16 protein-coding genes and 1 pseudogene are annotated in these 14,732 nt (G+C 44.6%); 6 read left to right on the forward strand and 11 right to left on the reverse strand.

From position 1 onward, the window contains the following. Positions 1-90: 90 nt before the first annotated feature. From ACTNB3_RS13455 to ACTNB3_RS13480, 6 genes are all read right to left on the reverse strand, one after another. Complete coding sequence (locus ACTNB3_RS13455) at positions 91-438, reverse strand: hypothetical protein (RefSeq protein ID WP_427819666.1); 348 nt, start codon at positions 436-438, stop codon at positions 91-93. Continuing rightward, positions 431-832 carry an SdpI family protein gene (locus ACTNB3_RS13460; RefSeq protein ID WP_427806996.1) on the reverse strand — a complete coding sequence of 134 codons (402 nt, stop codon included), beginning with the start codon at positions 830-832 and terminating at the stop codon, positions 431-433. The genes ACTNB3_RS13455 and ACTNB3_RS13460 overlap by 8 nt, the downstream gene beginning before the upstream one ends. A 69-nt stretch (positions 833-901) precedes the next feature. Continuing rightward, positions 902-1,561, reverse strand: a complete 660-nt coding sequence (locus ACTNB3_RS13465; protein ID WP_427819665.1) for a DUF3887 domain-containing protein — start codon at positions 1,559-1,561, stop codon at positions 902-904. 1 nt (position 1,562) lies between these two features. Then, positions 1,563-1,907, reverse strand: a complete 345-nt coding sequence (locus ACTNB3_RS13470; RefSeq protein WP_427819664.1) for a PadR family transcriptional regulator — start codon at positions 1,905-1,907, stop codon at positions 1,563-1,565. Positions 1,908-1,999: 92 nt separating this feature from the next. Further along, positions 2,000-2,446, reverse strand: coding sequence for a threonine/serine exporter family protein (locus ACTNB3_RS13475; RefSeq protein WP_427806993.1), 447 nt, complete (start codon positions 2,444-2,446; stop codon positions 2,000-2,002). 3 nt (positions 2,447-2,449) lie between these two features. After that, positions 2,450-3,244, reverse strand: a complete 795-nt coding sequence (locus tag ACTNB3_RS13480) for a threonine/serine exporter family protein (protein ID WP_427819663.1) — start codon at positions 3,242-3,244, stop codon at positions 2,450-2,452. 300 nt (positions 3,245-3,544) lie between these two features. Here ACTNB3_RS13480 and ACTNB3_RS13485 point away from each other — a divergent pair, with 300 nt between their 5' ends. From ACTNB3_RS13485 to ACTNB3_RS13510, 6 genes are all read left to right on the forward strand, one after another. Further along, positions 3,545-4,891 (forward strand): MATE family efflux transporter, encoded by a 1,347-nt coding sequence (locus ACTNB3_RS13485; RefSeq protein WP_427819662.1) that lies wholly within the window; start codon positions 3,545-3,547, stop codon positions 4,889-4,891. Positions 4,892-4,984: 93 nt separating this feature from the next. Beyond that, on the forward strand, positions 4,985-5,746 hold the full coding sequence (locus tag ACTNB3_RS13490; RefSeq protein ID WP_427806990.1) for an AzlC family ABC transporter permease: 762 nt from the start codon (positions 4,985-4,987) through the stop codon (positions 5,744-5,746). Continuing rightward, on the forward strand, positions 5,736-6,047 hold the full coding sequence (locus ACTNB3_RS13495) for an AzlD domain-containing protein (protein ID WP_427819661.1): 312 nt from the start codon (positions 5,736-5,738) through the stop codon (positions 6,045-6,047). The genes ACTNB3_RS13490 and ACTNB3_RS13495 overlap by 11 nt, the downstream gene beginning before the upstream one ends. Before the next feature lie 27 nt (positions 6,048-6,074). Next, on the forward strand, positions 6,075-7,325 hold the full coding sequence (locus tag ACTNB3_RS13500) for an ATP-binding protein (protein WP_427806988.1): 1,251 nt from the start codon (positions 6,075-6,077) through the stop codon (positions 7,323-7,325). A gap of 6 nt (positions 7,326-7,331) precedes the next feature. Further along, positions 7,332-8,183, forward strand: a complete 852-nt coding sequence (locus ACTNB3_RS13505; protein WP_427806987.1) for a response regulator — start codon at positions 7,332-7,334, stop codon at positions 8,181-8,183. Positions 8,184-8,377: 194 nt separating this feature from the next. Then, entirely contained in the window at positions 8,378-9,412 is a 1,035-nt protein-coding gene (locus tag ACTNB3_RS13510) for a PTS sugar transporter subunit IIC (protein WP_427806986.1), read from the forward strand. Between the two features lie 81 nt (positions 9,413-9,493). Here ACTNB3_RS13510 and ACTNB3_RS13515 read toward each other — a convergent pair whose 3' ends face one another. The 5 genes and pseudogenes from ACTNB3_RS13515 to ACTNB3_RS13535 all read right to left on the reverse strand — a co-directional run bounded on the left by ACTNB3_RS13515 (position 9,494) and on the right by ACTNB3_RS13535 (position 14,155). Then, positions 9,494-11,194: a carbon starvation CstA family protein gene (locus ACTNB3_RS13515; RefSeq protein WP_427806985.1), complete on the reverse strand. Its 1,701-nt coding sequence runs from the start codon at positions 11,192-11,194 to the stop codon at positions 9,494-9,496. Positions 11,195-11,350: 156 nt separating this feature from the next. Further along, positions 11,351-11,482, reverse strand: coding sequence for a hypothetical protein (locus tag ACTNB3_RS13520; RefSeq protein WP_441026293.1), 132 nt, complete (start codon positions 11,480-11,482; stop codon positions 11,351-11,353). A gap of 45 nt (positions 11,483-11,527) precedes the next feature. Then, positions 11,528-11,956: a methyltransferase domain-containing protein gene (locus tag ACTNB3_RS13525; RefSeq protein WP_427807030.1), complete on the reverse strand. Its 429-nt coding sequence runs from the start codon at positions 11,954-11,956 to the stop codon at positions 11,528-11,530. 168 nt (positions 11,957-12,124) lie between these two features. Further along, positions 12,125-12,895: pseudogene (locus ACTNB3_RS13530) on the reverse strand (class I SAM-dependent methyltransferase); the annotation flags it as partial. A 15-nt stretch (positions 12,896-12,910) separates the two neighbouring features. Further along, entirely contained in the window at positions 12,911-14,155 is a 1,245-nt protein-coding gene (locus tag ACTNB3_RS13535) for a saccharopine dehydrogenase family protein (protein ID WP_427819657.1), read from the reverse strand. Positions 14,156-14,732: the final 577 nt, after the last annotated feature.

Here is a 14,732-nt window from a genome sequence, read left to right on the forward strand (position 1 = left end):
ATTTTTATGCGACGATTTATCAGATTAATTATAACCAACCATACGATATATTTCCAGTATTTCTGCAAAATAATTAAGATTTCTCTGTTTTTACTTTTTCCGGTACTTTTTTTCGATCTTCGTTATATAAACTACCATAACCGCAATGGTCTCAGCCATCACACCGATTACAGACAGCAGGATTACCGGAGAATTTTGCTCGTAGTTAACCAAAGGAATCCCAAGCAGGATAAAACCGATTCCGTATGCACACCACAATTTTCCCAATGCCCGATTATAGCCCCGCACATCTTCCACTTCGAACATCTTCGCATTTGCCCAGAATCCAAATGTGGCAGACTTTTTGCTGAAAATACAATATATCCCCAATCCGATAAATGCGGCTCCCGCCAGTGCCCATATGATAAATCCAATTCCAGCCTCAGTCATCCTACTCATCCTCCCATTCTTCCTTGTTGATCCGTTTTCCGTCTTTATCAAAGGTTCTTTTTAAAGCTTTTTCCGTCGAGAAGATCGGAAGGATCAACACCACACACTGTATCGTTATGATAACCGATCCCACAATTCCCACAATATCGTCATCCTTCCCGATCACCGGTATCATCCCCAGTATAGACGGTAGCAGAATCAGCCATCCCAGCTTATACCATCTTTTTCCGAAATACTTGTGCGCGAACTGCCATGTATCCATATTCTTCATGGAATTTGCCGTCCGGTAACCGAAGATCCCGTTGATTGCTCTCGGACTGTTTCGCATAAACATTTTTCCGAATCCAATCATAGTGATCGGAATCAACAAATTCATTACCAGCATAAATATCCAGAAACCCATTTTCTTCCCCTCCTTGTCACATCTCACTTTTCAAAATTCATATTATTCTAAGAAACCGTTATCCCCGAATCATTTCATATAGATTCCCGCCAGCTTCATCTCGACATCAAACGTTAAGGTATAGGTGACACTTACATTATCATAAGAAGCATTCATCTGTACCATGGCAAAGCTTTGCCCATTCTGCCTTATTTCTGTCATATACGTTTTCCCAAAATTCCGGAATGTTCCCCAATCGTCGCCAATCGTTTTCTTTGCTTCTTCCATTTTTTCTTCGGTTAGGTAAGGCTGCATTTCCGAAGTTGCAATCTCTGCCATCGCCTCATAATCCCCTCCATCCAGAAGAGCAATGAGTTTCTCAGACTGAGCCTCCACTTCTGTTTCCTTAAAGATACTGCTTTCTTCAATCGGTACACCCTTGGGAAGCATACGATATACAACCACTGCCACGATCACTGCGATTCCCAGAATCAAGAGAAGAATGCGAATCCGTTTAGCCTTCCTGTATTTTCTTCCTTCGCTTTCCGGGAAAGTACGATTGAATTCCTCTGCCATCGCAACCGGTGAACCAAGAGATTGTTTTATCTCTGCATCACTTTCATTTCGTTCTCTCGCATCCCTGATATCAGCCTCCAGCTGCCTGCGTATCTCTTCCTTCTTCTCTTTGGAACACTTAAGCATCTTTACAACCTGCTGAACATACTGCTTCTCATCGAATCTCTCATTCATATTACGACTCCTCCATGATCATTCTTACACTGTCCGTAATCTCGCTCCATACCTTCTCGATCTCGCAAAGCTCGGTCTCTCCCTGCGGTGTCAGTGCGTAATATTTTCTGGATGCCTGCTTCCCTGTCGGTTCACTCCACCGGCTCTCTACCAAACGGTCATTCTCCAGGCGATAAAGCACCGGATACAAAGTCCCTTCTTTCAGTGCGAATCTTCCATTGCTTTTTTCCTTCAGCTCACTGATAATCTGATATCCATACTTTTCCTCCTCTTTGAGCAGTCTGAGCACCAGCATATCAAGAACTCCCTTCTTCATCTGCGTCTCATATTTATCGTTCAGAATCATCACCTCATATACTTTGTATTGCTAAGTATATTATAATACCGGGCACTTATGTATGTCAAATAAAAAAAGGCCCGATAAGCCTTTTTTTATTTTTATTCATTTCCTTTTTTTACTATATAAAAAATCATAGAGGTTACCGCCCATACAAGACTGATGCCCGCCGCAATTGCCAACGCATACTGCAATGTCCTGCTCCCGTAATCACTTGCCATCTCCCAGTTTCTTCCTACCACGCCGCTCATCGTATAATACAGCGTGCTTCCCGGAATCAGAGGTATCAGAGCCGGCACCAGAAATAAAGTTGCAGGAGCCTTCCAGACACGCGCCTGAATCTCAGCATAGAGTGCTGCCATTGCAGCTCCGGCAAGGCAGGAAATAAAAATTCCTTTTTCATAGTGAATACCAATCAGATAAACCGCCCAGCTCAGCGTCGCCCCCAGAGAAGCCGGTATCATAAGTCCAACCCTGACGCCAAACACAATAGCAAAACCCAAAGAGCAAGAAAAAGCCATAAAAAGCTGTACTATGATTTCTTTCATTTTTTAACCCCCAATCAGCAAAATCGCCGTCATGAATCCGCACGCCAGACTTCCGGCCCACAGAATACTTTCTATCAATCTCATAAGGCCCGATATCGTATCCCCTACCAGAATATCACGAATCGAGTTCGTCATCGCAATCCCCGGAATAAGAAGCATAATATCACCAATCATGATTTTGTCAGTATGCAGAAACGGAAGTGCTCTTCCCACAGCACAGATTCCCGATCCGGCGAAAAAGGCCGCCGTCAGATTAAAAATCATATTGTTCGGACATATTTTCGGAAGAACCTTCTGCAGGTAACATATCAGGATTCCGAATACTGCGGCAAACATCGCATCAATCAGTGTTCCGCCAAAAAAAACCGCATGGCTTCCTGCGGCCAGTGCACTTCCTGCATACAACAAAAGACCACCGGGTGCCTTTTTCAAATGCTCCATCTCATACTGAAACGTTTCCGGATTCATAGGGTGTTCACAGCACCGTCTGCTCAATTCATTCAGACACTCCATCCTTGTAAAATCCGTTCCTCCCGCGCCCAGGATTCTTCTTGTCTGTGTAATTCTCTCTCCTCCGGGCAGTTCCATCGTAACTACAATGCTGGAAGTGATTACGAATACATTCATTTTCACTGCACCATACGCATTTCCCAGACGGATCAGTGTATCTTCCACACGCTTCACTTCCGCGCCGCATCCCATGAGTTTTTCTCCCATATTCAGAAATATATGCAGGAGCTTACCAGCTGTTTCTTTTGTCAATAACATGTCTGCATTTTTTTTATTATCTTGATCCATATCTCCCCCGTTCAAGAATACCTTCGCATTCTTTTCTCTCCCAAATGACTTTTTGACAATATTTTAACACGCTGTTGTTTCGTATTCCATAATTATTTTGCACAATTTCTGAATTTCGAAAAAATATGAAAACGCGCTGTAATTTTTCACTGCATTCCAGAATATTTTTTATCTTCACAGATTTAACCGCATTTTTTACTTGAAGCCTATCTCTCAAGGCGTTACAATACATGCGTATACTCACATCCTGAAATTGTACTATAATTAAAAACTATAGCGAAATATAGAAAGGAAAAACTCATGGCATCTGAACAAGTCGATTTCGGCAGCAATCATGTCCGCCGCAGTGTCCTCTCTGTCGCGGCTCCGATGCTTGTTGCCCAGCTCATCAATCTGCTCTACAATATCATAGACCGTATCTATATCGGAAGGATTCCGGGTGAAGGGAGTACTGCGCTCGCCGGACTGGGACTGTGTTTCCCGGTCATTACAATGGTGACTGCCTTCGCGAACCTGTTCGGCACCGGCGGCTCTCCCCTTTGCTCCATCGCCCGGGGCAAAGGGGACACGAAAACGGCCCGGGGCATCATGAACAATGCCTGTTTCTGCCTAATAATCACTGGAATTATGATCACACTGCTTGGCATACTCTTTCACAAGCCGCTACTTTACCTTTTCGGCGCAAGTGACCGGCTTTATCCTTATGCCTCCGGCTATATGATCATCTACCTTCTGGGTACGGTCTTTGTCATGATCTCCCTCGGACTTAACCCATACATTAATTGCCAGGGCTTTGCACGGACAGGGATGAAGACCGTCCTGCTCGGCGCTCTATGTAATCTGATTCTGGATCCTGTATTTATTTTTGGTTTCCATATGGGCGTAAAAGGTGCTGCGATCGCTACCGTCCTTTCCCAGTTTTTTTCTGCCTTGTGGGTACTTTTCTTCCTCACCGGAAAGCATGCTGAGCTCACTCTGGATTTCAAAGGGTTCCGCCCTGATTTTGCATGTATTGCCGAAATCACGAAACTGGGAATTTCTTCATTCGTAATGTCTTTCACCAACGGGCTTGTGCAGATCGCCTGCAATTCCATGCTGCAGATATACGGAGGCGACCTCTACATCACGGTCATGACTGTACTGAATTCCGTCCGTGAGATTGCCTCCGCCCCGGTTCTGGCCATTGCTGACGGAGCATCTCCGATCATCAGCTACAATTACGGGGCCGATCAGATCCCACTGATGAAAAAAGCGATCCGCTTCATGAGCCAGCTCGGCATTGGCTACACCGTCTGCATCTGGGGACTCATTTCCCTGTTTCCGGAGTTATTTATCGGAATTTTCAACCGGGATCCTTCGCTGATGCTAAAAGCAATCCCCGCCATGCATATTTATTTCTTCGGATTTTGTATGATGGCCTTTCAGTTTACCGGACAGAGCGTGTTCAAAGCGTTGGGCAGAGCAAAATATGCCGTATTTTTCTCGATTCTCAGGAAGGCAATCATCGTAACGCCCCTTACCTTACTCCTGCCTCATATCGGAGGACTGGGTGTGAACGGAGTCTTTCTCGCAGAACCGATTTCAAATGTCATCGGCGGACTTGCCTGCTATCTGACCATGCGCCGGACCGTGCTCAAGAAGCTATAATCTAGAATTTACAAACCGCTGTTCAGGTGTTAGAATGATAAAGTATACGTAATTCCAATATATGCCAATTTAAACTGAAGAGAGGTTTTACAAATGAATAAAAAAGCGAATTTTACTGCCGGAGTCCGGGATGGAATTCCAATCTTTCTCGGATACATGGCAGTCTCTTTTACGTTCGGCATAATGGGGAGAAATGCCGGAATCTCAGCCTGGGAGGCTGTGCTCATTTCCGCGACCAATCTGACCAGTGCCGGACAATTTGCAGGATTGTCCCTGATCAGTGCATCCGCGTCCTACATGGAAATGGCAGTCACCCAGTTCATCATCAATCTGAGATACTGCCTGATGTCCTGCGCTTTGTCTCAGAAGCTGGATAATCATCTGCCGTTCTTTCACCGTTTCTTCATTGCTTACGGTGTTACAGATGAGATTTTCGGCGTGTCCATAGGCTGTAAAGGCAAATTAAGCCCCTATTATTCCTACGGTGTGATCAGTGTTGCTGCTCCCGGATGGGTTCTTGGCACGTTTCTCGGGATTGTTATGGGAAATGTCCTCCCGACACGAGTTGTCAGTGCACTCAGTGTTGCGCTTTACGGAATGTTCATCGCAGTCATCATTCCTCCTGCCAAAGAGAGCCGGGTGATTCGCGCTCTGGTTCTTGTTTCCATGATCCTGAGCCTTATATTTACGAAAGCGCCTTATTTGAACCAGATCTCATCCGGCTTTCGGATCATTATTTTGACTTTGGTTATCGCAGGCGCTGCTGCGTTTTTCTTCCCTGTAAAGGAAGAAAATCCCGACACCGCTGAAAACAGTCCTGCATCCGCAAAGGAGGGTTCTGAAAATGAAGCATAATATTTACATTTACATACTTGTTATGGCAGTAGTCACCTATCTGATCCGGCTGGTACCGCTGACTTTGATCCGAAAAGAGATCAAGAATCCGTTTATACGCTCATTTCTGTATTATGTGCCGTATGTCACGCTGGCAGTTATGACTTTCCCCGCCATTCTGAGTGCAACGGCGAATATATGGTCAGCTGCCGTGGGATTTGCAGTCGCGCTTATCCTCGCATGGCAGAAACGAAGTCTGATCAGTGTATCGTTGATCTCCTGCATCAGTGTATTTCTGGTCGAACTGATAACCGGAATTTAAAACAGTCTCATTCATAAGGAGGCAGCTATGGCAGAAAAATATGCAAAACATTTCCAGCAGATTCTTCTGATCGGCATTTTCATTATCATCGGTGCACAGATCAATATGAATCTTTTTATTGACAACTTCAGAATTTCGATCGGCACTCTGATCTTTCCTATTACCTTTGTTATGTTTGGGAAATATCCGGTTCTTCCGGTAACATTTATCTCCGCTGTCGGTGTGCTGACTTCACGTGTTCTCTCAGAATGGCTGCGATATGATCAGATTCAATTCTACAGTTTTTTCCCGGAAATGATATTTTATCTGGTTTACGGAACTCTGTTCTATATTTACAGCCACAAGAAAGAAACACTTTCCCCAGATTGTGCAGCAGTACTCTTTATCTTTGACTATATTTCCAATCTGACGGAGTTGCTGGTAAGACTGGGGGCAGGCGCATTTAACATAAAATCACAGTTTGGGATTTTGCTGGTTGCTTTTTCACGTTCCCTCATTATTTATGGAATACTGTTCTGCCTTCATCATTATAAGTTCAGCCTTCTTCGCCGGGAACATGCTCTGCGCTATCAGCGTCTTCTTCTGCTGATCTCGAAATTAAACGGAGAAGTTGTGTGGATGAAGAAGAATACAGGTCTGATTGAAGAAACCATGAATACCTCCTACCAGCTATACCGCGAGCTAGAAGAAAACGGAACCGATGAGACACTTTCCCGCAAGGCACTTGGTGTTGCGAAAGATATCCACGAGATAAAAAAAGAATATCTGCTGATTCTCCGAGGTTTATCGGAAGCTCTGGACCTGAATCTGAAAGATGAAGGAATGTATCTGACCGATATTCTCACCGTCCTAAAGCAAAGCCTCACCACAGAATCTTCGGATAAAAAAGCAGACATCTCATTCCAGATTCAGGAAAATCTCTACACGGAAAATCATTATTTCCTGATGAGTGTATTCCGTAATCTTCTTACGAATGCGATTGAAGCTTCTGAGAAAGACAATCCGCAGATTCACGTGATCCAATCCACAGATGCTGACTCTTACCTTTTTGACGTTACCGATGACGGTCCGGGAATTCTGCCTGAGGATCTGGAGCAGATCTTTTCTCCCGGTTTTTCAACCAAGATTAATTTTACAACGGGCGAAATCAGTCGGGGACTTGGCCTTAATCTGGTACAGGATCTGATTAAAAACCAGTGGAACGGGGAAATCCAGGTTTCTTCCGTTCCGGGCTGCACTACATTTCACATCCGCATACCCAAAAGTGACTGGAGGTAATATAAAATGAAATTCTATTTAATCGATGATGACCGCAATGTTCTGAATATTCTGAAATTGATTATCAAAAGCAGGCAGCTCGGCGAAGTATGCGGAACCGCCCAGAGTGGAACCGACGGACTGGATGATCTGCTTACGGCCCAGCCCGACATTATCATAGTCGACCTTCTGATGCCGGAAATAGATGGCATCTCTTTCGTCAAAAAAGCCCGCAATATTCTTCCGGATTGTGCCTATATCATGCTTTCTCAGGTTACATCCAAGGATATGATCGCAAGTGCTTACGAAAGCGGGATTGAATTCTATATCCAGAAACCGGTCAACAGTATCGAAGTAGAGTCTGTGATCCGAAAGGTGATCGATTCCCTGGGTGCAAGACGGACTCTGACTCAAGTACAAAACATCTTTCTTGACCAGCAGATGCGTACACCCTCTCCTGCGGTGGAAGAAACGGCAGAAAAGCAACAGATTTTACGACTCAGGAGCATCCTCCGTCAACTTGGAATCATCGGCGAAAAAGGAAGCCGTGACATCATTACTCTGGTCGATTATCTGATGGAAAATGATGAAAATATGGACGACACCACTTTAAGTGATCTCTGCAGCAACTTCACGGATTCGCCGAAATCTATGGAGCAGCGCATTCGACGCACTGCCTTTACCGGCATGGTAAATCTTGCGAATCTCGGGCTGGAAGACTACTCAAATGATATTTTCACGACGTATGCCAATACACTCTACAATTTCGAGCAAGTACGTCGGGAAATGGACTATATCCGTGGAAAAAGTGACAAACATGGAAATGTAAAAATTAAAAACTTTCTGAATTCACTGGTTCTTGCCTGCGAAGATCACTAATATACATATATTAATTTCATCTATAAAAGGAGCCGTTTATTGACAAAATATACAATTGCCAGGCTCTTTTTTTGTGACTTTTTTAGAACTTTCTTTCCATTTTGATACCATTTGAATCTTTTTGAAACTTGCTTCCTATGATATCCGCATATTCAATGTTATCACGAAAACAAATATTTAATTAGGAGGCAATTATGGTTACAATTATTTCTGGAATTGGTTTGTTACTTCTGACCCTCGCTGGTTTCTCTCTCTTCAGTCTGAAAATGCCGAAAGGCCAGGCTGCCATGTCGGGTATGGCAAATGCTGCCATCGCTACATTTCTGATAGAGGCTGTTCATCGTTATATCACAGGCGACTTGCTTGGACTTGCTTTCTTTCAGGAACTCGGCGCAACATCCGGAAGTCTTGGCGGTGTTGCTGCAGCGATCACAGTACCAATCAGCATGGGTGCGAATCCGGTATTTGCTGTCGTAGCCGGTGTTGCTGTAGGCGGTTACGGAATTCTTCCTGGATTTATCGCCGGTTACATCGTAGGACTGATTTCTCCGATACTCGAAAAGAAACTTCCTGAAGGGCTGAATATCATAGCAGGTGCACTGATCATCGCTCCTGCTGCCAGAGCGATCGCAATCCTCGTAGATCCTGTAGTAAACTCTACTTTATTGAAAATCGGCCAGACAATCTCCGCTGCTGCAGATCAGTCTCCGATCGTCATGGGACTTCTGCTCGGAGGCATCATGAAAATGATCTGTACCTCTCCTCTTAGTTCCATGGCGCTTACCGCCATGCTCGGACTCGACGGACTTGCAATGGGAATCGCAGCCATCGCATGTGTGGGCGGATCTTTTACAAACGGAATTATTTTCCATCGCTTAAAACTGGGTGACAGAAGCAACATTATCGCCGTCATGCTGGAGCCACTGACTCAGGCAGATATTATAACACAGAATCCGATACCTATTTATTGTTCAAACTTCTGCGGAGGAGCACTGGCTGGATTATCAGCTGCAGTATTTGGTATAATTAACAACGCTCCCGGTACTGCTTCCCCGATTCCGGGACTTCTGGCACCGTTTGCTTTTAATCCGCCGCTTAAAGTAATTGCTGCCATCGGACTTGCAATCCTTGGAGGAATTACAGCAGGCGTGGTTGGATCAACCGTATTCAAGAAGCGTTTCGCACATACCGAAACAGCCACGATTCCGGAAGGAGCCGTGCTGGAATAATTTCATAGAACCCATAAGAAACAGCCCGGCGTTCAAATCAAAACGCCGGGCTGTTTCCATGTATACTTTCTTCTATATTATTTATTTTGCTGATGCAGGAACTGTATCTTCTTTCTCTGTCAGTTTCTTGATTCCCTGTACCGCTACAATAATACCGAGAATCAGAAGCAGTACAGCAAAGATAAGCTGAAGTGTATTTCCAAGACTAAGTCCTGTTGTCATCAATTGTTTTGACAGATTGATACTTGTTGTCGCAAGCGCAGTGAAAGTTACCGCCATCATAAATACCATCGGAATCCAAAGCATAACACCCTGACGATGTGTCTTCTTCAGGAATGCAGCGCAAGCCAGCAGAGCAAGTACTGCAAGAAGCTGATTTCCTGAGCCAAATAATGGCCAGATCTCAGCATATCCAACTTTCGCAAGCATATATGCGACAATCAGAGTCACAATTGTAGAAACATAGTTATTCGTCAGAAGTTTTTTCCATGCAGGCATTGTATCCGAAGTATCTCCGTCTTCAAGGAAAAACTCCTGGAAAGAAATACGTGCCACACGTGCAACAGAATCCAAAGATGTCAGTGCGAATGCAGATACGGAAAGATTGATCAATGTAAAGATCAGATCATGCGGAAGCCCGATCACTGACAGGAAATTTGCAATCGCTCCTGCAAAAATCTGAGGCTGGGTCAGAAGTCCCTGACTGGCAGCCTCTCCCTCAGCGAAGGAAGCAACCGCAATCAGTGCCAATACCGCAAGCATACTCTCCAAAAGCATTGCTCCGTAGGAAACCGGAAGCATATTCTTTTCATTCTTAATCTGCTTTGAAGCAGTTCCTGATGAAACCAGTGAATGGAATCCGGATACCGCACCACACGCAATCGTCACAAACAGGATCGGGAACATGCTCTTTCCATCTACATTAAAGCTTGTCACCGCCTGAAGGTTGCATGATGGATTTGCCACAAAAACGCCAATCACTGCGGCTCCGATCATGAAAATCAGCAGATAGCTGTTCAAATAATCACGTGGTTGTAAAAGTGCCCACACCGGAGTTACACAGGCAATCATAATATATATAAAAATAATAATGTGCCAGGTTCCAAGGCTCATATAAACCGGGCAGGCAAGTCCGATTGCAACTGCCGCTACCAGCATGACAATCGCAATTGCTGTATTCACCCATTTATTCAACTTTGCGTATTTCAGAATCATTCCAAGTGCAACCGCCTCAAAAATAAACAGTACAGAAGTAGTCGCAACAGACCCGTTTGCCGCCACTTTCGTCACAGCGCCGGATGCATCTGCCGAAAAGCCGTTGAATGTACCTGCAACCACATCAGCAAATGCTGCAATAACCAAAATACAAAACAGCCAGCAAAAGATTGAAAATAATTTCTTTCCCAACTTTCCAATATATTCTTCAATAATATATCCGATTGTACGGCCTTTATTTTTTACTGAAGCATACATTGCTGCGAAGTCCTGTACCGCTCCTACAAAAACACCGCCAATCAGAATCCACAAGAATGCCGGAAGCCATCCAAAAATTGCTGCCTGAATCGGGCCGTTGATTGGTCCCGCTCCTGCGATCGATGCAAACTGATGACCAAATACAATATTTGTATCAGCCGGCACATAGTCTACGCCATCCTCCAGCTCATACGCCGGTGTCTTGGCATTCGGGTCAATTCCCCATTTCTTCTCAAGGTATCGTCCATAGAAAAGGTATCCTGCACTCAACACCACAATGGCGATCACCATCATTAAAATACCATTCATAAAATCACTCCTCTTTTCTTTCGTCTCTTTTCTTTCGTCTCTTTCCTTAATTCTCACCTCATTGTTTTACCACTTTAAGACGTTGAATTCAAGAAGCATAATACATAAAATTACCGAATATTTTTATCGATTTTTGTAGGTTTTATAAAATATTTTTTATAATGTTTTTCTTGCCGTGATGGCTGAAGACATGATATATTCACCAATCGCCAGGGATCGTCCCCATCGTTCTTCATATTCCTTGGAGACAGGCTTCGCAATCACTTCCACTTCCTCAAATCCTGCCATTTTAATAATTTTTTCCAATTCTTCTACCGAAGACGCTCCGGACACTCAGCAGGAATGCATGGCTTCGTCCCTCTTCATTTCTTCGGTCAGCTCTTTCATGATCACAATATCACACAGGGAAATCCTTCCTCCGGGCTTCAGCACCCGGTAAATCTCCCGGTACACTCTTGGTTTATTATCGGACATATTGATCACACAATTGGAAATGCATACATCCGCCGTACAGTCAGCGACAGGAAGATTCTCAATCTCTCCCAGTCGGAATTCTACATTACGTATTTTGTTTTCCTTAGCAATTTTGCGCGCCTTAGAGATCATCTCCGGTGTCATATCGACGCCAATCACTCTTCCTCTTCTGCCGACCTTTTTCCCTGCGATAAAACAGTCAAGTCCGGTTCCGCTTCCCAAATCAAGCACCACTTCTCCCTGAGAAATCTCTGCCTTCCGATGCGGATTTCCACATCCCAGTCCCATATTTGCCCCTTCTGGAGCTAATGCCAGTTCTTCCTGCGTATACCCCACACTGGACGATATTTCCTTGGAACCATTATTTCCACTCAGAACAGATCCCTCAAATTCTTCCCTTGCAATCTTTCCATAATCACGTCGTACACTGTCATGGATGTCCGCAGACTTCTTCTGTTTCCTTAAAATATCCACTGTATGTGCTGTTGCCCCCAACAGTTCTTTCCGTTCGCATGTCATCAAATGGTACTTTATGAAACTTTCAAATGTCTTTTCATCCATTGCATTCAAAATCGGACGCATATAATCGGCCGCTCCGTCCGCAGAGATCAATTTGATCCGTTCCAGTCCTGCCGCCTGGTTATATGCATCGATATCTTCTATCCGGACATAATCGTACAGATCTTCCGGCTTTGCGATCACGTGGAAATCCTCTGTAAGCTTCCCCTTCTCCAGAGACTCCAGAATATGATTTTCCTTAAATCCATACGTCAGCACACTGTATTCATTCATAACATACGCCACAAGAATCACGCCATCCTCTTTGACAACGCGCTTCGCCTCCTTCAGCGCCTTCACCTTGTCCTCCATCGTATACAGGTGATACATCGGCCCAAACACCAACACAACGTCAAACTCGTTATCCGGGAATCTGGAAAGCTTCATGGCATTTCCCTGATATGCTTTGACAGTACTGTTCTTCTTCTTCAGAATTCCAAGATTATACTTTACAAGTTCCACCGCCGTCACATCATATCCTTCTTCCGCCAGCGCCACCGAATAACGTCCGGTTCCTGCACCAACGTCGAGGATTTTCGCGGATTTATCCTCCGGAAGATATTCGTGAATGTATTTCATAGAAGTCAGAAATTCCACCTGTCCATGGCGGCTGTTCAAGCGCTTCTCCTCGTTAAACTTGTTATAGTATTTCTCCAGTTCTGTCATCATAATAAAAACTCCACTCTATTCATATTCCCGGAACGCATATGTGAATCCCGTTTCATTCATCAGCGCCAGATACGGTTCCGGCTCAAATGCTTCCAACGAAAAGACACCCGGTTTCCTGTAAATCCCTTTCGCATAAAGTTCAATCGCAAGCGCTGCACCGAATCCGGTCTGTGCCACGACCGCCTGCATGGAGAACCGTTTCATCGCTTCTTCATTGGAATACGGCTGATACATCATTATCTTCTTTGTTTTTCCATCTTTTTTCCCGATAGCAAGAACACCCACCACCATCTCTCCGGACATCTCGTCCTTGATATTCTTCGGTGCCGGTGCACATGCAGCGATCACATCACGCGGTACCACTTCCACATCCCCGACCTTAACCTTTTTCGTCGTATTCAAATGCAGATGGTCCAGAACCTTCAGTGCCTGAATCAGCTTCTCATCAAGAGAAATCTTAAACGTACAGCGCTTCAGTCCATATTGAGAGAGATATCTTGGCATGGTTACCGTTTCTTCATGCTCTACCTTGACGAAGGTATTATCTCCGACCTCCGGCATGCAGAAGACTTCCTGCCCGGCGAACGGCTTCTCCACCAGGAATCCTCCACGGTCCTTATCGTATTCTACATTCGGATTCATAACCTCATCCAGCACCGTCCAGACATTAAATCCAAATACAATATCATCTTCCTCGCCGGCCACTTCCAGATTGCCGCCGTCCCGCACGTGAAGTTCTTCCACTTCATCAAATTCGTATTTACAGAGATATTTTGCAAACACATTTACCACACCCGGATCGATTCCCAGACAGATCAGCGCCGTATTTCCCTGATTCCGCCAAGCATCATCTCGGTCAAAATTATAGGCCGTCATCACTTCATCATAGCTGTTCTCAATCCCAAGTCCGTAGGCAGGATTCTCCTTAGGAACAGACCAGGTTCCCATATTGGAATAGTCCACGCCCGACTCAAAAGCTGCATCAAAAATGTAATTTGCGCAAAATGGGCTGGATGCATCCATTACAAAATCAATATTATATTCTTTTATCAACTTTTTTATTTCTTCTTTTTTAGTCGCATCCAAGTATTCTGCATAAAATCTTGCATCATTCAGATTCCTTTGCACTTCCTCCGCTCTTTCCAAACTGATGTCACAAAGCAGACAGAATTCAAACCATTCCCCCGCCTCATCACGTTCTTTCAGCATCTTCACGATGCACTCACCTACAGCTCCGCTTCCCACAAGCATCATTCTCATAACCTTACCTCCTGACCGGCATCCATATTCCGGATCGTTGTCTCATTATTCTATTCTCTACCCGGCAAAAAAAGAAAACAAGACGCACTCCCATCGTGCATCTTGATCTTCTCTGTCCTTTTACCAGTTGGTTATGTCCTCGTAGGTGATACCCGTCCAGAATTTCAGAAATCCTGCGTTCGTATTCTCTCCAAAGAATTGTCAGTCGGCCTTCCTTTTGCCTGCTAGTTTCCCGATTACACTGGATGCATCTGGCTGTAATCTTTGCTGCTTCGGCCCCGATTCAAACGGCGTCTTAAGCTGACCTCATCCATTTCTTTTTCTTTAAACCTAACAAATTCTCACTCTGCTGTCAAGAATTTTCTCCATTCTGAATATAACGGTTGATTTTCTCATATGTATGGTAGAGTAGGCGGATGAACCTTTCATCCGCCCCTCATCAAACCGTGCATGAGGGTCTCCCTCACACGGCTTTCCGACATTCTTCTTTCTACAGCATTACGTCATGCTTTAGCCATTTTCTTTAATCCTTTTTCGTAAATGCTATTTCTAACAAATCCCACCTTTGACATATGAT

Source organism: Bariatricus sp. HCP28S3_D3, from assembly GCF_052065755.1.
In the GTDB taxonomy this organism is placed as follows: Bacteria; Bacillota; Clostridia; order Lachnospirales; family Lachnospiraceae; genus Allocoprococcus.